The organism is Streptococcus oralis, assembly GCF_026782285.1.
In the GTDB taxonomy this organism is placed as follows: Bacteria; Bacillota; Bacilli; order Lactobacillales; family Streptococcaceae; genus Streptococcus; species Streptococcus oralis_CG.
This window is the reverse complement of sequence record NZ_JAKUWG010000007.1, coordinates 33465-52622: the sequence shown is the minus strand read 5'-3', so window position 1 is coordinate 52622 and position 19158 is coordinate 33465. Positions and strand designations below refer to the sequence as shown.

At 41.7% G+C, this 19158-nt stretch carries 17 protein-coding genes; all 17 read right to left on the bottom strand.

What is annotated here, in order from left to right; translation table 11 throughout:
* Positions 1–121: 121 nt before the first annotated feature.
* The 17 genes from MK403_RS05340 to MK403_RS05260 all read right to left on the bottom strand — a co-directional run bounded on the left by MK403_RS05340 (position 122) and on the right by MK403_RS05260 (position 19082).
* Positions 122–2827 carry an FtsX-like permease family protein gene (locus MK403_RS05340; RefSeq protein WP_268709546.1) on the bottom strand — a complete coding sequence of 902 codons (2706 nt, stop codon included), beginning with the start codon at positions 2825–2827 and terminating at the stop codon, positions 122–124.
* A complete protein-coding gene (locus MK403_RS05335; protein WP_223326275.1) occupies positions 2823–3524 on the bottom strand; it encodes an ABC transporter ATP-binding protein in 702 nt (233 codons plus the stop codon). Before MK403_RS05335 ends, MK403_RS05340 begins: the two co-directional genes overlap by 5 nt.
* A 225-nt stretch (positions 3525–3749) precedes the next feature.
* Entirely contained in the window at positions 3750–4214 is a 465-nt protein-coding gene (tnpA, locus tag MK403_RS05330) for an IS200/IS605 family transposase (RefSeq protein WP_268709185.1), read from the bottom strand.
* Positions 4215–4402: 188 nt separating this feature from the next.
* Complete coding sequence (locus MK403_RS05325; RefSeq protein WP_000240126.1) at positions 4403–5095, bottom strand: phosphoglycerate mutase; 693 nt, start codon at positions 5093–5095, stop codon at positions 4403–4405.
* Between the two features lie 188 nt (positions 5096–5283).
* The gene (locus MK403_RS05320) at positions 5284–5583 is read right to left on the bottom strand and encodes a hypothetical protein (protein WP_268709545.1); all 300 of its coding nucleotides are present in this window, start codon (positions 5581–5583) and stop codon (positions 5284–5286) included.
* Positions 5584–5992: 409 nt separating this feature from the next.
* On the bottom strand, positions 5993–8785 hold the full coding sequence (ileS, locus tag MK403_RS05315; RefSeq protein WP_268709184.1) for an isoleucine--tRNA ligase: 2793 nt from the start codon (positions 8783–8785) through the stop codon (positions 5993–5995).
* Positions 8786–9039: 254 nt separating this feature from the next.
* On the bottom strand, positions 9040–9924 hold the full coding sequence (locus MK403_RS05310; protein WP_038805548.1) for a DivIVA domain-containing protein: 885 nt from the start codon (positions 9922–9924) through the stop codon (positions 9040–9042).
* Between the two features lie 8 nt (positions 9925–9932).
* Positions 9933–10724, bottom strand: a complete 792-nt coding sequence (locus tag MK403_RS05305) for a YlmH family RNA-binding protein (protein WP_268709183.1) — start codon at positions 10722–10724, stop codon at positions 9933–9935.
* Positions 10721–10981, bottom strand: coding sequence for a YggT family protein (locus MK403_RS05300; protein ID WP_000576497.1), 261 nt, complete (start codon positions 10979–10981; stop codon positions 10721–10723). Before MK403_RS05300 ends, MK403_RS05305 begins: the two co-directional genes overlap by 4 nt.
* A complete protein-coding gene (locus tag MK403_RS05295) occupies positions 10981–11514 on the bottom strand; it encodes a cell division protein SepF (protein WP_000053360.1) in 534 nt (177 codons plus the stop codon). The genes MK403_RS05300 and MK403_RS05295 overlap by 1 nt, the downstream gene beginning before the upstream one ends.
* 9 nt (positions 11515–11523) lie before the next feature.
* Positions 11524–12195 (bottom strand): YggS family pyridoxal phosphate-dependent enzyme, encoded by a 672-nt coding sequence (locus MK403_RS05290; RefSeq protein ID WP_000364415.1) that lies wholly within the window; start codon positions 12193–12195, stop codon positions 11524–11526.
* Positions 12196–12198: 3 nt separating this feature from the next.
* A complete protein-coding gene (gene ftsZ, locus MK403_RS05285; protein WP_004243484.1) occupies positions 12199–13455 on the bottom strand; it encodes a cell division protein FtsZ in 1257 nt (418 codons plus the stop codon).
* Positions 13456–13471: 16 nt separating this feature from the next.
* Complete coding sequence (gene ftsA, locus MK403_RS05280) at positions 13472–14848, bottom strand: cell division protein FtsA (protein WP_000196334.1); 1377 nt, start codon at positions 14846–14848, stop codon at positions 13472–13474.
* A 235-nt stretch (positions 14849–15083) separates the two neighbouring features.
* The gene (locus MK403_RS05275; RefSeq protein ID WP_125415356.1) at positions 15084–15788 is read right to left on the bottom strand and encodes a YwaF family protein; all 705 of its coding nucleotides are present in this window, start codon (positions 15786–15788) and stop codon (positions 15084–15086) included.
* A 196-nt stretch (positions 15789–15984) separates the two neighbouring features.
* The gene (locus MK403_RS05270) at positions 15985–16596 is read right to left on the bottom strand and encodes an NUDIX hydrolase N-terminal domain-containing protein (RefSeq protein ID WP_268709182.1); all 612 of its coding nucleotides are present in this window, start codon (positions 16594–16596) and stop codon (positions 15985–15987) included.
* Positions 16583–17956, bottom strand: coding sequence for a UDP-N-acetylmuramoyl-tripeptide--D-alanyl-D-alanine ligase (locus MK403_RS05265; RefSeq protein ID WP_268709181.1), 1374 nt, complete (start codon positions 17954–17956; stop codon positions 16583–16585). The genes MK403_RS05270 and MK403_RS05265 overlap by 14 nt, the downstream gene beginning before the upstream one ends.
* An 82-nt stretch (positions 17957–18038) precedes the next feature.
* Positions 18039–19082 carry a D-alanine--D-alanine ligase gene (locus tag MK403_RS05260; RefSeq protein ID WP_268709180.1) on the bottom strand — a complete coding sequence of 348 codons (1044 nt, stop codon included), beginning with the start codon at positions 19080–19082 and terminating at the stop codon, positions 18039–18041.
* Positions 19083–19158: the final 76 nt, after the last annotated feature.

Sequence of the window (19158 nt, the reverse complement as noted above, 5' to 3'; positions counted from 1 at the left end):
TTCATCCGAGTGACAGGTTGGCATGCCTGTAACCAAGAAGAAGTTATTTGTCTTTACGACAGTTCTTATTCTACCAAGAAGCAGGGACTTTGTCAACTGATTTACTATTTAAAACCGTGAATTACTCTACTGATTTCAGGGCCTCGAGCATATCTACTTTTCTCAAGTGGTGATTGACAAAGAGACCTAGTAAAGTCAAAATCACAGTCACTGCGACGATTGGAAGAGCATAGACTTCCCAGCTGACCTGAGGATAAAAGAGTATGGTGGCTGGTGAAATCATTTGAATCAAAAATTGATGTAAATAGTGGCCAGCTACCAAACCGAGAACAATCCCCACAAGGGATAGCACCATAGTCTCGCGGTAGATATAGAGGGTCACTTCTTTATTGTGGAAACCGAGAACCTTGATAGTGGAAAGTTCACGAATACGTTCTGCCACATTGATGTTAGTGAGATTGTAGAGAATGACAATAGCTAGTAAAACGGAAACAAGGACAAGGATTGCCATAGTTTTATTGAGCGAACTAGCCACGGATTCAAAGAGATGGATAGCCGTTGCATTTTGGATTACCCCAGAAACAGCTGCTTTTTCCATAAAGATAGCTGCTTCTTTCTCCGTATTGGAAGGTGTTGGCTCTTTTAATTTTACTAGGTAGGTATTGTCTTGTGGACTAGTGCCATACACTTGTTCGTAAGTCGCTCTGTTGAGATAAACAAAGTGTCCAACATAGTTTTCAGAAATAGCCGCGACCTTGATTTCCTTCCCATCAAGCTCCAGCTTGTCTCCAATCGTAACACCTGCTAGTTGGGCTAATTTTTGACTCACGACCGCTCCATCAGTGACCTGCACCTCTCGCCCATTTTCCTCTAATTCGATAAAGGGCTTGAAGTCTTCTCCACTAGTAACCATCATGGTGATCGTTTGAAGTCCCGCTTTTCCTTTGAAATCTTTTTCAATGGATTTTGAGTAAATCTTTTGATAAGCATGGATACGGTCCACTTGCAAGGCACTTTCTAAATCGGCCTTTTCTTGCTCCGTTGCACTGCTCTTTTCCGCTACAATCATTTGGTATTGCTGAATTTGTTCAAATTGGCGCTCCACAACCCCTCCCACAGAAGACTGAATGCCCAGACCTGCAAATAAGAGAGCAACTGAACCTGCAACTCCAAAAATGGTCATCAACATTCGTTGCTTATAACGGAAAATATTTCGCGCAGTAACCTTATGAGTAAAACTCAGACGACTCCAAATAAAGCTCAGGCGTTCCAGCAAAATCTTTGATCCCTTAACGGGAGGTTTTGGAAGTAAGAGTTGGGCTGCTTCATCGTGCAACTCCCTTCTCGCCACCAGATAAGCTGGCAAGACACTGGATACCCAACTCAAGGCTAGGGCAAGGAGGCTATAAGACCAGTAGAAATACTCCTGACTTTTCCCAACGACCATCCCAGCAGTTATAACATCTGAAATCACTCCTGCAAGAAGATGATGTCCTAGAAGCGTTCCTAAAACGGTTCCCACAGTTCCTGCAAGAAAACCATAGAGGACAAACTTGGCAATAATATCTTGATTCCGGTAACCTAGAGCCTTGAAAATACCAGCATTGGTACGCTCTTCATCCACAAAGCGAGTCATCGTTGTAAAGGTCACCATTGCAGCGACCATATAAAGCACAACGGGGAAGATATTCCCGACTGAACGAATGCTTGACGATGCATTGCTGTACATGAGGTAGCCTTGACCACCTGGCATGGTTTGGCGATTGTATACGTGGTATTTCGGCTCTGCCAGTTCATCAAGCTCTTTCTGACGCTGTTCAAGCTTCTCTTTTTCCTTAGTTAGATCACTCTCTGTCTGAGCCAGTTTTTCTTTTTTTGTCGCCAGTTCTTCCTTAGCTTTTGTCAGCTGTCCCTCGATTTGACTCTTTTGCGGTTCTGGTAAAGCGGTCGCTTGTTCTTCTTGCGTTTTCAAGCGACTTTCGGCCTGCTCTAACTGACTCTTGCCATTTTCAAGGTTGCTTTCAGCAGTTTGGAGCTGTTCTTTCCCATCTTCCAAGCTCTTTTGCCCATTTGCTTTGATACTTGCCAATCTTTTTTGACCATTATCTTCCAGCAAGTCTTGCAACTCTTCCTGATGTTGATCTCGTTTGGTCTTATAGTCTGATGAAAAAGCATCCAGATTTTTTAAATCGTCATAGCGCACACGCGCGATACTATAGACATCTGAGTCAAACTGACTGGGTAAAATCACTCCATAGCCAGCCAAGCTTCCATTTCCACTACTAGCACTTCCTAAATCTTCCTTAGAAAGAATTTCACCCGACTGAACAAATCCAGTAATTGTGAAAGTTTGGGATTTTAGGACGGACTTTTCTTCTTTCTTAGTAAAGGTAATGGTCTGCCCAATCTGATAGCGGTCTTTCCAGAAATCAGCCAAGGCAATTTCCTCATCAGCCTCTGGCAGTCGCCCTTCTGTCAGTTGGAAGGTTGAAATGCTCTCTGGTTTGGAATAAAGTCGAACCGCTTCTTCACTATTTTCAACGGTTAGGTCTGCCATATAGCCAAACTCAACACTTGCTCTTTGAAGTGTCTTTAGTTCGTCTTGGTCTTCTTTGTCCAAGCCATAATCAGCAATCACGGCCAGATCCAGGGTATTGGCTTTACGGAGATAATCCCCTGCCGTACGTTCCATATTTGGACTAGTCACTTTGAGCCCTACTAGAGCTAAAGAACCCAGCATCATCAAGGTCAGGATAGAAGTAAAGCGTCCTTTTGAAGTCGTCACTGACTGGAGCAAGTCTTTTCGGTATGTTTTTTTCATGCTAATACTCCAATGTTTCGATATCCTGCGGATGCTCATTGATTGTCATGCTCTTAACCGTGGCATCGCGCATGTGAATCACCCGATCTGCAATAGGGGCTAGCGCGCCATTGTGGGTCACGATAATCACCGTCGCTCCTTTTTGACGAGACATGTCTTGGAGAATCTTCAAGACTTGCTTCCCCGTCTGGTAATCCAAGGCACCTGTCGGTTCATCACAGAGGAGAATTTTAGGATTTTTGGCTACAGCGCGTGCAATGGAGACTCGCTGTTGCTCCCCTCCAGAAAGCTGGGCTGGAAAGTTATTGAGGCGATGACCTAGCCCTACGTCTTTGAGCACTTGCTCTGGATCCAAGGCATCTGTCACGATTTCTGAAGCCAGTTCCACATTTTCCTTGGCTGTCAGATTGGAGACTAGATTGTAAAACTGAAAAACAAAGCCCACATCTTCACGACGATAGTTTGTTCGTTGGTGCGAACTATAGTTGGCAATATTGGCACCATCAATCCAAATCTCCCCCTCATCATTGGTATCCATACCTCCTAAAAGATTGAGAACGGTTGATTTTCCAGCACCTGAAGCACCAAGTATGATAACCAGCTCCCCCTTTTCAATTTCAAAATTCACATCACGATTAGCCACAATCTCCGTATCCCCAACCTGGTAACGCTTGTAGCTGTGTTTCATTTCAATATAAGCCATCGTCCTTCTCTCTTTCTTACAATTAAGTCACTCTTTACTATCATTATAACGCTTTTTCAACTAGTTGGAAACTAGAAGCAAAAATCATAACCACCCGTCTAACGGGTGGTTTGCACCAGGGCTATAAGCCCAAATTACCAGCCAGCGCCTAAAGACGCTGGCTTTCACGTTGTTCAAGCCTCATTGCTCTTGACTCTTCACTTGCCTCTTAAAGAGGCTTTAGTATTACTTACCACTATCCCTAAAGGTATCCTCATATTCTTTTACACTCAATTTATCTAGTGCTATATCATGTTTTACTCGTTCTTGAATATATTTCTTAATTGTGGTTTCATTAAGTCCTACTGTACTCACGTAGTAACCTTCTGCCCAGAAATGCCGATTTCCAAACTTGTACTTGAGATTAGCGTGTTTATCAAACATCATGAGTGCACTTTTGCCTTTTAAATACCCCATGAAACTTGAAACACTTATCCTCAGTGGAATACTTACTAACATATGTACATGATCTGGCATCAAGTGACCCTCGATAATTTCAACTCCTTTATAACTGCACAAACGATGAAATATTTCGCCTAAACTACTTCGATATTGATTATAGATCACTTTTCGTCTATACTTAGGGGTGAACACAATGTGATACTTACACATCCACTTTGTGTGTGATAAACTATGAGCCTTTTGTGCCATATTTTTCTCCTTTCGCTTTACAATTGGCTTGAACACCTTTATTGTATCGCGTTTGGAGTTTTTTTGGTATAACCTTCAACGCGCACCCGCATAGCGGGTGGTTTATTTGTCTCGCACCTTACGGAGCGAGACGGACTAATAGTCACATAACAAAAAAGCCTAGGAATCCTAGGCTTTCTGTTTATAGGTTATTTTCCAAGGTAGTATTCAGAAACTACGTTCAATTTTTCGTCAAATTCGAATACCAATGGTGGGAAGTTAGGGATTTCCACGTCCATGATTTCGTCGTCTGACAAGCGTTTGATGTGTTTTACAAGGGCACGGATTGAGTTACCGTGAGCTCCTACGAATACGTTTTTACCATCCTTAAGTGCTGGAGCGATTTTGTCTTCCCAGAATGGAAGGGCACGTTCCAAAGTTACTTTCAAGTTTTCAGCATCTGGGATAACTGAGTCGTCAAGTGAAGCGTAACGACGGTCAGTGTGAGCTGAATGCTCATCATCACGGTCCATGTTTGGAGGCAATACATCGTATGAACGACGCCAGATGTGAACTTGCTCATCACCAAATTGTTCAGCAGCTTCAGCCTTGTTTTTACCAGTCAAACCACCGTAGTGACGTTCGTTCAAGCGCCATGATTTTTCAACTGGAACCCACAATTGGTCAGCAGCTTCAAGAGCCAAGTTTGTTGTTTTGATCGCACGTTTCAATACTGAAGTGTAAGCTTGGTCAAATTCGATACCAGCTTCTTTGATCAATTTACCAGCGTCAATCGCTTGTTGTGTTCCTTTTTCAGACAAATCAACATCAGCCCAACCAGTGAAAAGGTTAGCTTTGTTCCATTCAGACTCACCGTGGCGAGCAAAAACCAATTTTACCATTAGATGGATTCTCCTTTTATTTTTCGAGGTTGTCCTCGTTTATCTATTCCATTTTACACAATTTTTCACAAAAAAGCTAGTGAAAATCAACGAAAAAGAGAAGAGCTTCTCAGCCTTCTCTTTATTATATTATCATAATTGTTCTCAACAGAAAATGAAGCAGTCTCTCCTAAATAATTAAAAAACTACTACTCTTCAATTACAAATTTTTTCAATGTTCCAAAGTAGAGTGAACCACCAATAATGGTTAGAATTCCACCTACCCATCCCAAAAGTGGAATCAAACCGACCGCACCACCTACAATGAGCAAAACAGAAGGTGCATTCGTAACACGTTCATCATCTTTATAATAAACAATAGCAACAATTCCCAATACCAAAACAGCAATTTTAACCAATAACAAAATAATTGAAATTCCTGTCAATGTTCCAAGTGTTACATCTGCGTCTTCAGTTGCCGCAGCAGCACCAACAGCCATCATAAACATGATGACTGGCGCTAAAAGCAATACAATTCCTTAAATAAGACCAAAAATAGCGTTAACACGAGCAAGTGTATTTGTTTTCATAATAATCTCCTTAAAATTTTTATAGGTATTATTCTATCATAATTTATATAAAAATTAAACAATCTTATAAAATTTTATAATAAATATTGATTTTCAAAAAATAATTTTAAGTTCTATAGTCTCTTTATAATTAGTAGAAATATAAAATTATGAGAAAACTGAATAGTTGATTATGTTAATTATCTACACGGACAGGCTAGGAAAAATCTCATTTGAGGAAAAAGGCTAGTAAATTTTCCCATGATAAAACGCATACTATCAAGGTACTTGAAACCTTTGATAGTATGCGTTTTTATGATTTTAGCGACCTTTCTCAGTCTCTTTCTGATTATTTCGTTTCAAATCCTTCTGCGACCGCGTCCGCAAAGTTTTCTTCTACGATGCTTGCACAGTGGTCACAGATAACTGCATGGTAACTGCGTTCAGCAGTAGTTGGATCGATACGACGGCAACGGTCACATACTTCACCTGCAGCACGTTCAACTGTAAAGGCAACATCCTCAAAGCTAACTGCACTCTCTGGAGCTGCACCTTCTGCGATGGTTAATTCTGACACGATCAAAAGTTGGGCTACATTGCTGTTTACTGCTTCGAGCAAAGTTTTCACCACTTCATTTGGATAGACCGTCAAATGTGCTTCGAGTGATTTACCGATTACTTTTGCATTACGAGCTTCTTCTAAGGCTTTTTGAGCTTGTCCACGGAAGTCCATGAAGGCAGCCCATGTATCCAAGATTTCTTCTTGGTTCATAAAAGTTTCCGCTTCTGGTAATTCTGACAATTGAACAAAGTCTTCTGCTTCAAACTCAAGATAGGACCAGATTTCTTCCGCAGTGTGAGGAAGGATTGGTGTCAAGAGTTTCGTGATTTTGACAAGAATGTCATAAAAGACAGTCTGCATTTGACGGCGCTCAAGTGATTTGGCACCTTCGATGTAGACAACGTCTTTGGCAAAATCAAGGTAGAAGGCTGACAAATCAACGTTGATAAAGTTCACCAAGGCCTTGTAAATTGTCAAGAATTCAAAGTTTGCATAAGCATCACGAATCGTTTTCACAAGCTGGTTAAAGCGAATAGTCATATACTTATCAACGGAACGAAGTTCTTCATAAGCTACAGCATCCACAGTTGGGTTAAAGTCAGATGTATTGGCGATCAAGAAACGAAGAGTGTTACGGATCTTACGGTAGGTTTCAGAAACTTGGCTCAAGATGTCCATAGAGATACGAACGTCGTTGCTTGAATCTACACTTGTCACCCAGAGACGTAGGATTTCCGCGCCAAATTGTTTTTCAACATCGCTTGGAGCAATGGTATTTCCAAGAGATTTAGACATCTTCTCACCTTTACCGTCAAGGGCAAAACCTTGCGACAAGATTTGTTTGTAAGGCGCTACGCCATGGTTGGCAACTGATGTGATAAGTGATGAGTTGAACCAACCACGGTATTGGTCAGAACCTTCAAGGTAGAGGTCTGCTGGATATTTGAGTTCTGGACGGTTTACCACAACTCCGTTCCATGATGAACCTGAGTCAAACCAAACGTCCATGATATCTGTTTCTTTCTTGAATTCCCCATTTGGTGAACCTGGATGGGTAAATCCTTCTGGCAAGAGGTCTTTAGCATCACGTTCCCACCAGATAAGTGAGCCGTGGTCTTCAAAAAGTTGGGCCACATGTTCAATGGTTTCAGCTGTCATGATTGGTGTTCCGTCTTCAGCGTAGAAGATAGGAAGGGGAACTCCCCAAGCACGTTGACGAGAGATGACCCAGTCACCACGGTCACGGATCATGTTGTAAAGACGCACTTTACCCCATTCTGAGTGGAACTTCACTTTTTCAATTTCATCCAAGATTTCTTGGCGGAATTTTGATACAGAAGCAAACCATTGTGGCACTGCACGCCAGATGATTGGTTTCTTGGTACGCCAGTCAAATGGATAGGAGTGAGAGATTTCTTCTTGAGCAAGGAGTAAATCACCCAGTTTTTCGATAACAGTCGGCACAACCTTGTCATAGAATTGACCTGCAAATTCAGGGCCAGCATTTTCCATCATAATACCGCGTTCGTTAACTGTTACAGCAACTTCAAGGCCGTTGGCAACACCAACATTGTAGTCGTCCTCACCAAAACCAGGGGCTGTATGGACAATACCAGTACCAGAGTCAGTCGTAACGTGGTCACCAAGGATTACCAACTCATCTACAGCCGTATCCCATGGGTGGACTGTTACGATGTGATTCAATTCTTGACCACGGTAGGTTGCCAAGACCTGAACATCAGCCCAGCCAAATTTTTCAGACAAACTAGTCAACAATTCTGAAGCAACCACAAACTTACGAGTCTCACCAGCAGGTTGTACGACTACGTAGTCAATATCCGCTCCAACAGTCAAACCACGAGAAGCTGTGATAGTAAATGGAGTTGTGGTCCAGACAACGATATAAGTATCTGTATCTAGAACACCTTTGCCATCTTTGACGCGGTTAGCATAGTAAAGGGAAGTTGAAAGCAAGTCATGGTACTCAATTTCTGCTTCAGCAAGGGCTGACTCAGATGACCATGACCAGTAAACCGGCTTGGCACCACGATAGATATAGCCTTTCTTAGCCATTTCACCGAAAACACGGATTTGAGCTGCTTCATAGTCTGGAGTCAAAGTCACATAAGGATTTTCCCAGTCACCAGAAACACCCAAACGTTTAAAGTCTTCTCGTTGTTTATCTACTTGAGAAAGAGCATAATCACGGCAAAGTTTCAAGTACTCAACCAAGTCCATTTCTTTGCGTTTAACACCTTGTTTTGCCAATACTTGCTCGATTGGCAGACCATGCGTATCCCAACCTGGAATATAAGGTGCGTAAAATCCTGACATAGACTTCGAACGAACAATAATATCTTTAGAAATCTTGTTCATAGCGTGTCCAACGTGGATATTTCCGTTGGCATAGGGAGGTCCATCATGCAAGGTGAAATGCGGTTTTCCTTGGTTCAATTCTTGACGACGTTGGTAAAGTTTCGCTTCGTCCCACTCTTTTTGCCATAGTGGTTCTTTAGTAGGAAGTCCAGCACGCATTGGAAATTCAGTTTTTCCAAGATTTAGGGTATCTTTGAGTTTCATTATATCTCCTTTATTATATAGACAAATTAAAAACCACGAATCGCTAAAAAGGACGAAAATCGTGGTACCACCTTTGTTCGGAAAAAGACTTTGTCTTTTCCCCTCTTGTCCCGTAACGTGGGCAACGTCCAATCTTACTGCTTTCAGACTGGATTACTTGAGAGGATAATCTGACCACTAGGGATTGCAGGACTCACACCATCTCCTACTCGCTGGAAATATAGTTGGTTAGATCTTGTTCTCACATTTATTTCTTATAATATTGTAACGGATTCTTGTTGTGCTTCATGTCTAGTAGTTGAAGAAGCAGTTCCAGTTGCTGATGGCGATACTGAGAAATACTCAGTCATCATTTCTGAATCCTCATGTTGTGGTTCAACTGAATGAGACTGTATCTCTTCTACAACCGTATTGATGTCTAACACATGACTTTCCGCTTGACTGTTAGCCTGCTGAGCTTCAAACTCAGCTAATTCTTTGTTACCTGCTTCGATGCGGGCTTGTAACTCAGCCATTTCTTCAGGTGAAAATTGGCGAGTCACATCAATCGGCTCTTCTTCTGGTTGCGAAGGAACAGCTTCTCCCAAGACCTCACCTACGACTTCCTTGAAGGCTTCATCACTTGTTTGGAGATAAGTCGCAGTCGGACGAAGAATGTCTTCCCAATCTGAAGATTCGACAATTGCCAACTGGCTCTCAATCGTAGACTTGAGGCGTTGATGGAATACACGACTCTTGTTCTTCAACTCTTCTGTCTCAACAGCTACTTTCTTAGCATTATCTGTTGCCTGACGGAGGATTTCATTAGCCTTGTATTTCGCCTCTTCAAGGAGACGCTGGGCATCTTGCTCAGCCTGTTGAATAATATTGTTTGAGCGCTCTTGAGCAGCTTGCTTTACACGTTCAGCCGTATCTTGAGCAATCAAAACAGACTGGCTCAACGAATCCTTCATCTCATCAAAGTAAGATAAGCGCTCTTCTAAACTTCTAATGTGTCTTTCCATTTCGTGATTATTGCGAACTAAGTCCTCGTAATCACGAACAACAATATCAAGAAATTCATCTACTTCTTCTGGATCAAACCCTCTGAATTTCGTAGAAAAGGTTTTATCTTTAATTTCTAATGATGTAATTGGCATACTTTTCCTCACTTACTTAATAATAATTGGATAGTCAGTTTTATCTTATCCCTTTTAGTTTGCCCATTTTCTTTGACAATCTTCAGACGACCAAACTTTCTCACACTAATCAAATCCCCTACAGCTACTAGATAATCTAATTTTTCAACGGGGTGGTAGTTTACCTGAACAGATTTTTTCTCTATGAGTTGACTAGCCTGCTTTCTGGATAATTTCAAGGCACTTGATAAGAGGGCATCCAAACGAAAACTAGAAATCAAAATCTCTTGTTCTTGATAATTGATCTCAGATATGATTTTATCGGTGAAAGGACATTCCTCCAGCGACACAGGTAGTCTGGCAATCTTTTGTATCCCGTCCTGAAATAGAGGGATAAAATCACGATTGACAAAAATCTGTGCTCTCTTTTCATCTACCAAGATATCACCAAAGAGCTTACGATCAATTCCTAGTTGATTGATGATTGTCCCCAAAATCTTTGCATGTGTTAGCTGTTCAAACCTACTTGGATAACGGATCTCTAGCAATGCCATTTCAAAATCTGACAGTGTCGGACTGAAATAGTCCGGATACAGAAGGACACGGACAAATTCCGTATGGATATATTCTCCGCTACTCACACAGCCCAGTCCATGGGTCCCAGCCAAAACCCTCAGTATCTGTTCCTGATGCGGGTTGACAAAAGCAGTGAGAACAGGAGCATAAGTATCTTCCACTCGCTTGATCCACTCTAATCCCTTATCAATAAAGGGAGCATCATCAAGGGAAAAGTGCTGGTAAATTGCTTTATTTGTCATCATAGTATCAACAAGAAACGAATCAAGCTGTCACCCAAAAAACGGACGATTAAGATTGCCAGCCAAATGGATAAATCCAAACCTCCAAATTGTAAAGGTAAACGGCGAAGTGGATCAACAATCGGTCTAATCAGCTTTTCCAGTAAACGTTCTAGTGAACTACCATAAGAATTTGGAAACCAAGAGAGGAGTGCATAGATTAACAAAAGCAGGGAATAGATATTCACTGCATTTTGGATCAGACGAATTAGAAAAATCATTATTTCGCTCTACTTCGTTTAATATCAAAACCAAATTCTGCACTTTGAGAATCATCAGGCAACTTGATATCTTCAATATTCACAACCACATTGACTGGTGTCAACAAATACATTGTACTCGCAACTTTTTTCAGATTACCTGCCAAAACATGACGGGCACCGTCCAGATAGTCTAGACAACGACGAGCCTGAACCTCTGTCATGTACTGGAAGTCAATCAAGATACTTTCATTTCCAGCCAATAAATCCACAATCTCTGTTGCATCCTCATATTTTCTAGGATAACGAACATCAATCGTCACTTTTTCATCTGTACGATGGCTTTGCATAGCCAATTCTTGTTGGCGAGCATGTAAGCGAGTGATGTTGGCATCTTTTGAAGTAGTTGATTGAAACTGCGCTGGCAGTTCTTTAGAAGCTGAACTCGATGAAGCAATCATCTGTTCATCCTGAGGTTGATAAGTCGCAGTTGTTTCTTCCCCATCTTCTGTAAAATAATCTATAAATTTATCAAATCTATCTTTTAAAGACATAGATCTCTCCTATTTAAAAAATGCTGTGCCGATTCGAACAAAGGTCGAACCAAATTGAATCGCTTCCTTATAGTCACGACTCATCCCCATGCTCAACTCTGTCATCGGCATATTAGGAATTTGTTTTTCTCTAATTTCTGCTTGCAGTTCCTGAGTTTTCTTGAAAATTTGTTTCAATTCATCAGAATCTGCCTCAAAAGGAGCCATGGTCATCAAACCAACATACTCAATCTGATCTAGCTGAGCCAAGTCTGGCAAAAGTTCTAGTAATTCTTTTTTTGAAAAACCGTGCTTGCTTTCTTCTCCTGAAATATTGACCTGTAGGAAACACTTGATAACATGATCTGTTCTCTTTTGAATCTCCTGCGCCAATTTTAAGGAATCTAAAGCATGAAAGTAATCCACAAAAGGGATTACTTCTTTGACCTTCCGTCTTTGTAGCGTTCCAATCAAATGCCAAGTGACAGGGAATTCTTTTAACGTCTGATATTTTTCTAAAAATTTATCAACACGATTTTCACCAATATGATGAACACCCAGGGGAAGCAGGGCTTCCGCTGTTTTTACGTCCACATATTTCGTCACTGCAATAATTGAAACAGAAGCTGGATCACGATTGGCTTCTCGGCTAGCTTCAGCGACCTGCTGAAAAACGAACTCTGTATTTTTTTTCAAATCCATTGATTAACGATTCTTGAAGAATGGAGGTGTGTCCAACTCATCTTCGTCCTGATAAGTCGGTGCTTCGAAACGTTCTACAGGTGATACGACTGAATCAGTTTGACGAACGATTGATTCACGACGCAAGTCCCAATCACCAAAAGCAGAAGATTGACTTGTTTCAAAGCGTCGTTGGCTTTGTTTTGGTAATTCTGCTGTATCTTCTAGGTCAAAATGACGATCAAAATTTTGAGGGTGCGGTTGTCTTGAGGCTTCACGACGAGCCGCTTGTTTTACTGGAGAACCAACAACTTTTTCTACACGTTCTTGACGAACACCAGTCGCTACAACTGTTACACGAATTTCATCTTTCATGCTTTCGTCAATAGATGTTCCAAGCCAGATATTCACTCCTTGACCTGCTGCTTGGTTGACGATTTCTGAAGCTTCTTCTGCTTCAATCAATGTCAAATCAAGACCACCAGTAACGTTAACGATAACATCCTCTGCACCATCGATAGTTGTTTCAAGAAGTGGAGAGTAAATTGCTTTACGAGCCGCTTCAACAACGCGTTCTTCACCACTACCGATACCGATACCCATAAGGGCATTTCCTTTGTTTGCCATTACAGTTTTCACGTCAGCAAAGTCAAGGTTAATCAATCCAGGGTTGGTAATCAAGTCAGTGATCCCTTGAACACCTTGGCGAAGAACGTTATCTGCTTCACTAAGAGCTTCAAGAAGTGGCGTTTTCTTATCAACAATTTCAAGCAAGTTGTTGTTTGAAATGATCAATAGGGTATCTACATGTTCACGAAGTTCGTTGATTCCTTCTACAGCGTACTGACCACGTTTGCTTCCTTCAAAGCCAAAAGGACGTGTCACAACACCAACTGTAAGGGCACCTAAATCTTTAGCAATACGTGCAATAACAGGGGCAGCTCCTGTACCAGATCCACCACCCATACCAGCAGTGATAAAGACCATGTCTGCACCGCTAATCGCTGCTGTCAATGCTTCTTCGCTTTCTTCAGCAGCCTTACGACCAACCTCAGGTCGACCTCCAGCACCCAAGCCACGAGTCAACTTTGGTCCGAGTTGGATAACTGTTTCAGCTTTTGTACTGCTTAAGGCTTGTACATCCGTGTTCGCCGCAATGAATTCTACGCCTGAAACACCTTCGTCGATCATGCGGTTAATAGCATTACCACCGCCTCCACCGACACCAATTACTTTAATAACTGCACCTTGAGCAGCTGCTGTATCAAATGAAAATGTCATAATTTCTTTTCCTCTTTTATTCATCAAACATGCTTCCGATCAAGCTACGGAAACGGTCTGTTAATTTCGGTTTATCTTGAGAACTTGCTTGGAATTCGTCTCTTGGAGCAAGGCCACTGTCAGGTGTGATTTCAGTTGCTGCAGTAGCTGGTTGCACTGGAGTTGATTGTATAATTGGTGTCACACTCTGATTTGAAACACCAAAATTAATTGGTTTTTGGCGAAGGAATTCATCTCCTCTGACTGCCTTTTGAGCCAGAAGATTCACTTCTGTCAATTTACCTGCAAACTCAGACAAGCTGATTACATGTGCAAAAGCAGGGTTGCGAATTCCCACTTGATTTGGCACATAGAGTTTCACTCGAACACCAAACACTTCTTGCGCCAATTCGACAACTCCTGGTAAAATTGCATTTCCACCGATAAGGACGATACCTCCTGGCAAATCTAACAAGTGTCTTCTGTCTAACTCCTGTTTAATTTGATCAAAAATATGTTTGATACGTGCTGAAATAATTTCTGCCAAGTAACTTTCTGTCACTTCAACGGGCTCTACTTCACCAATGACTTCTACTTGGAAAGTCTCGTTACTTGCTAGTGGAACATAAGCTTCACCATAGTTGAGTTTCAAACTTTCTGCGATTTTTTGGGAAGTTTTTAAGACTTTGGAAATGTCTTTAGTGACATATTCTCCACCTTCTTGGTAAATGTTTGTAAATTGCAATTCTTGATTGCGAATGGTTGCAACTGTAGTCTGTCCACCACCCATATCAATCACTGTCGCGCCAAACTCACGTTCTCCCTCATTGAGAACTGAATTTACAATCGCTAATGGTGAGATGATGACGTTGTCAACATGGATTCCCACGCGCTCCACGGTTTTACGAAGGTTATGAAGAATGGTACGAGGTCCTGTGTAAAGTAAACCACGCATTTCCAAACGCACCCCCATCATGCCACGAGGGTCACGAATACCTTGGAAGCCATCTACGATAAATTCTTCTGGAATGAAAGTAATCACTTCACGATCAGGCGTCATGCTCTTAGTCAAAGCTGATTTGACAACATTCTCTACGTCTTGATCTGTAATTTCTTTTGTATCTGATGTTACAGGAATCATTCCTTGAGTTGGTTCAACCTGCAAGAGATTTGCTGGTAAACCAACATTGACAGACTTGATTGAAATTCCTGCCTTCTCTTCTGCCTGGGAAATTGCGGATTTAATTGCTGAAGCAGCCGCCTCAATATCAACGATAATCCCGTCTTTGACACCTTTACTCTTGGCATTGCTAACGCCAATTACATTTACTTCACCATCTCTATGTTCGGCAACCAGCACTTTGATGGAGCTAGTTCCGATATCTAAGCCTGTAAAAAAACCATCTCTAGTCATTACATTGCGTCCTCTCTGTCTTCCAAGTTTCTCACTTCTATTTTCAATAACTGTGACGAGACACAGCTATTCACAAAATATTATAACACAAAAAATCCAATCGTGCTTAGTTTTTCATAAATTTCCTCTAGGTTTTTTGTAAAAGTTTTTTAAACAATTTTTCTCAGGAGCAATCATTATTTTTATATCCTTACAGCTATATTTTGCATATTTAATCAAAAAAGAGAAGGCCTTTTTAAGCTTTCTCTTGAATCATTTTTTCTGCTCTTTGTTGCAAAAAGACCTCTAGTACTTTTGCAGTCAAGCTGATAGCTGCTACCAACACACTGGACACGATGAGGTAATTCGCTAATAGTCCGTGATTTCCCACTAGTGGTGGTTTATTTAAAAATCCATAATCTCCACCTACAACCAAGTTGACAACTCCTATCAAGGCATTTAGAGAAAATGTAATCACTGTCACATTTTTCAAATTGAGCAGGGAAGTTTCATAATTCTTAAACAAGTATAAGAGCGCATTCCCCAAAAGTGCCACGTGCCCGATGATAAAGGACAGGATAGTCACATGCGGAAACGGATAAGGGTCAAAGAGTGGATAAGCCAGAGCTGCAGTTGCTCCAAAGGTTCCTAGAAGGGCAAAGTATTGCTTGTACTTGGAAGTCCCTGGTATTAATAGCATAACAAACATGGCGATACGGCAATGATAGAAGGGCAAACTTTCCGATAAGGGCATTTGATTCCCCCAATACCAGCTATACAGAACAATCAGTTGAAGAGACTGAAGGAACTGAATGAAGCGCTGGTAAGCCACCTTGTCACGGTAACGATATGAAACATAGAAAGTAAGAGCCAGTAAACATAACAAACCAATATACCAGTGGAGTTCAAACTGGGGCGGTTCTGATATCTGTGTGGTAAATAATTGTTCCCACAAATTCATATTCTATTCCTCGTTCATCTAGCCAGAGCAGTAGAAAGTTCACTGCTCTAGTTTTTATTTTTTTTTTTGAAAAAACTTGATTCTATGACATGCATAGAACACTTGCGTCTTAAATTCGCAACCTATTATATCATTTGTATCGCAGAAATGCACCTTACAGACACCTTTTTTGATTTGCAGACTTCTCTAGCATAACCTAATCAATATATTGCTCTCTTTGTCCCTGATAAACTTGCCAAAGAATCTCCATCTGCTCCTTGGTGATGCGTTTTTCAGACAAGGCTGGCAGTTGGTCAATGGCAAAAAATTGAAGGTCCGCAATCTCTTGATTTTCTTGAAATCGTCCGTCAAGAAGCTTACATTCAAAGACAAACTTTGCATATTGTTTGCTCTGTAGTTGGAAACGATTGGTGTCAAAAACTGCAAGTAACCTTTCAACTTTAGCTGTAAAACCGGTTTCTTCTTCAATTTCCTTAAGAATATTTTCGGTTGGAGAATAGCCGACTTCACCAAAGCCACCTGGCAAAGCCCAACTTTCCTCTCCTTGCCCTCTGACTAGACATACTTTTTCATCCTCAACAATCCAAGCACGGACGTCCATCAGAGGAGTTGCGTAAGCGGAAGTTGGTCTCAGGAGCTCTGTTACTTCCTCTTGCTTTAGTTCTGTAGTTTCTCTCAAAATATCAGATAAGATCGCACGCAAGTCCTCGTATCGCTCACAGTCAAAAGGATCTTTTGTGAAGGTTAATCCAGTATCCGTAATGGCTAGCATTCTTTGCAGATACTTGGTAAAATCACTTGCATTCATTTTCTAAACTTTCTACCAACTTGGCTAGATTCATGGAGTTAGAGCCTTTGAGCAGAATTTGGTCGTTCGTACCAAGGCTTGCCTTAACCTGCTTGACAAGGCCTTCAAATTGGTCCTCGCCAGCTGTTTTTTTGAAGTAATAAACGTGGCCGATTGGAAACATTTGACTGGCCAGTTGAGCCAATTCAGCAATGTCTTCTCCATAGAAAATAACCATATCAAGCACATCTGGGGAAAGGCTCAAAATCATCTGATTATGGAGTTGAACAGACTGGTCACCAAGTTCCTTCATGTCTGCTAGAACAGCGATTTTCTTGCCACCTTCATTAGCTGGAATAGCAGAGAAAGTCTCTAAAATTAGCTTCATAGCAGTTGGATTGGCATTGTAAACATCTGACAGGATGTCTGCTCCATTGACTGCTTTCTTCCACTCAGTACGATTGCGGGTCAATTCTAGGTTCTGAAAGGCCTGACGAATTTGCTCCTCTGAAACTCCTTCTTGTAGAGCCACATAAGCAGCAATCATAGCATTGGTGGCATTGTACTTACCTGTCACTGGCAAATCGAGGGCTTGTTCCAAAAAATTAGCCTTAAAGGTCAGACTATCCTTGCGCTCAACCAAGTCTGTAATTTCCAGCTCAGCTCCTTGGCCAAAACGAACCACCTTTTTATCAGCTGGCAAGTAGTCCTCTACAATCGAGTCAGCTGGTGCCAAAAGCAAAGAACCTGAAGCCATGCCATCTGCAATCTGCATTTTTCCTTTGGCAATCTCAGAACGGTCCTTGAAAAAGGCCAAATGGGCTTCTCCAACCAAGGTCACGATGCCTGTCTTTGGATGAGCCAATTCAGATAAGAGATGGATATCTCCCAAGTGATCCTGCCCCATCTCCAAGACCAACTTTTCTGTTTCCTCAGGCATGTGAAGAACCGTGTAGGGAAGGCCAATCTCGTTATTGTAGTTTCCTTGTGTTTTGTAGGTCTTGTATCTTGTTGACAATAAATGCGCCAACATATCCTTGGTTGTTGTCTTTCCATTTGAACCCGTGACTGCAAAGACATCAACCGCTATTTTTTCAAGATAGTAGGCTGCGAGAGTTTGAAAGGCAGACAACACGTCGTCTACTAGAATGTAGGGATGACCTTCTACTTCCTTCTCAGAGAGGGTTATTGCTGCTCCATTTTCAAAAGCTGTTTCGATAAAGTCATGACCATCACGCGCACCTTTAAGTGGCACAAACAAATCTCCTGTCCCAATCAAACGACTGTCAAACTCTGCCTTAACTAGCAGACTATCTGGATAAACTGTCACATCATTTTTAGCTCCAACAGCTTGGGCGACTTCATGGATTGTTAATTTCATTTCTACTCCTTTAAAAAGGGCTGAAGTCCACGAACTCGACTCACCTTGCAGTGATGGTTCTGGCTTCTACCCCTCTTTCATTTTATAGCAAATGCGCTTCGCGCTTGTTAAAGCTTTCCTTGGCAAGGTCAACCAAACGCTCGATTAGTTCTGGGTAGCTGATTCCCATATTGTCCCAAAGTAGTGGATACATAGACCACTGGGTGAAACCTGGCATAGTATTGAGCTCGTTTAGGAAAATCTCGCCCTTATCTGTATAGAAGAAATCGCAACGAGATAGACCGAGACCACCGATCGCACGGAAGGCTATTTCTGCATTTCGACGCATGATAGCTACCACATCATCACTAATCTTGGCTGGGATGTCCATGGTAATCTTGTTGTCAATATACTTGGCATCGTAGTCATAAAAGGCAACATCCTTGACCACTTCACCAGGAAGCGTACTCTTGACATCATAGTTGCCCAAGAGACCAACCTCGATTTCACGGGCATTCACCCCTTGCTCTACCAAGACACGACTGTCATATTGGAAGGCAAGCTCCAAGGCTTGACGGAGTTCCTCTTGGTTTTCAGACTTAGAAATACCGACACTTGAACCCATGTTTGACGGCTTCGTGAAGACTGGATAAGTCAGTTTTTCTTCAACTTCAGCTATTTTAGCAGTCACATCATCACCTTCGACGATAGCCACATAAGGAACTTGAGCAATCCCAGCAGACTCCAAGACACGTTTGGTCGTGATTTTATCCATGGCAAGACTTGACGACAAGATATTACAGCCGACGTAAGGCATTTTCAAGACTTCCAAGAATCCTTGGACAGAGCCATCTTCACCCATCGGACCATGAAGAACTGGAAAGACCACTGCACCTTCTTCGTAGATAGCACTTGGCGCTATTTTCTTGTCCCAGTCAATAGTCGCATTGGTCATAAGACGGTCCTCTTGACCTGGTGTCTGGTTAAATTCCTGCGTTTTGATAAAGTCACCTGACTGGCTGATGAAGAAAGTCTTGACTGTGAAACGGTCGTAGTTGACCGCACGCATCACACTTTCAGCTGAAAGGACAGAGACTTCACGCTCTGCACTCCGTCCACCGTATAAAAGAATAATCGTTTGTTTCATATTTTCTTCCTATCATTCTTCCTGTAATTACTTTTTCAATTATACCATATTTACAGAATTTTGGAAAAATAAAAAG

Coding starts and splice junctions, on each gene's coding strand:
- MK403_RS05335 (WP_223326275.1), bottom strand. CDS start 3,524: ATGGCTTATATTGAAATGAAACACAGCTACAAGCGTTACCAGGTTGGG.
- MK403_RS05320 (WP_268709545.1), bottom strand. CDS start 5,583: ATGTTTATGATGGCTGTTGGTGCTGCTGCGGCAACTGAAGACGCAGAT.
- MK403_RS05290 (WP_000364415.1), bottom strand. CDS start 12,195: ATGGATTTGAAAAAAAATACAGAGTTCGTTTTTCAGCAGGTCGCTGAA.
- MK403_RS05310 (WP_038805548.1), bottom strand. CDS start 9,924: ATGCCAATTACATCATTAGAAATTAAAGATAAAACCTTTTCTACGAAA.
- ftsA (WP_000196334.1), bottom strand. CDS start 14,848: ATGACTAGAGATGGTTTTTTTACAGGCTTAGATATCGGAACTAGCTCC.
- MK403_RS05275 (WP_125415356.1), bottom strand. CDS start 15,788: ATGAATTTGTGGGAACAATTATTTACCACACAGATATCAGAACCGCCC.
- MK403_RS05295 (WP_000053360.1), bottom strand. CDS start 11,514: ATGTCTTTAAAAGATAGATTTGATAAATTTATAGATTATTTTACAGAA.
- tnpA (WP_268709185.1), bottom strand. CDS start 4,214: ATGGCACAAAAGGCTCATAGTTTATCACACACAAAGTGGATGTGTAAG.
- MK403_RS05305 (WP_268709183.1), bottom strand. CDS start 10,724: ATGATGACAAATAAAGCAATTTACCAGCACTTTTCCCTTGATGATGCT.
- MK403_RS05300 (WP_000576497.1), bottom strand. CDS start 10,981: ATGATTTTTCTAATTCGTCTGATCCAAAATGCAGTGAATATCTATTCC.
- MK403_RS05270 (WP_268709182.1), bottom strand. CDS start 16,596: ATGAATGCAAGTGATTTTACCAAGTATCTGCAAAGAATGCTAGCCATT.
- ftsZ (WP_004243484.1), bottom strand. CDS start 13,455: ATGACATTTTCATTTGATACAGCAGCTGCTCAAGGTGCAGTTATTAAA.
- MK403_RS05260 (WP_268709180.1), bottom strand. CDS start 19,082: ATGAAACAAACGATTATTCTTTTATACGGTGGACGGAGTGCAGAGCGT.
- MK403_RS05265 (WP_268709181.1), bottom strand. CDS start 17,956: ATGAAATTAACAATCCATGAAGTCGCCCAAGCTGTTGGAGCTAAAAAT.
- ileS (WP_268709184.1), bottom strand. CDS start 8,785: ATGAAACTCAAAGATACCCTAAATCTTGGAAAAACTGAATTTCCAATG.
- MK403_RS05325 (WP_000240126.1), bottom strand. CDS start 5,095: ATGGTAAAATTGGTTTTTGCTCGCCACGGTGAGTCTGAATGGAACAAA.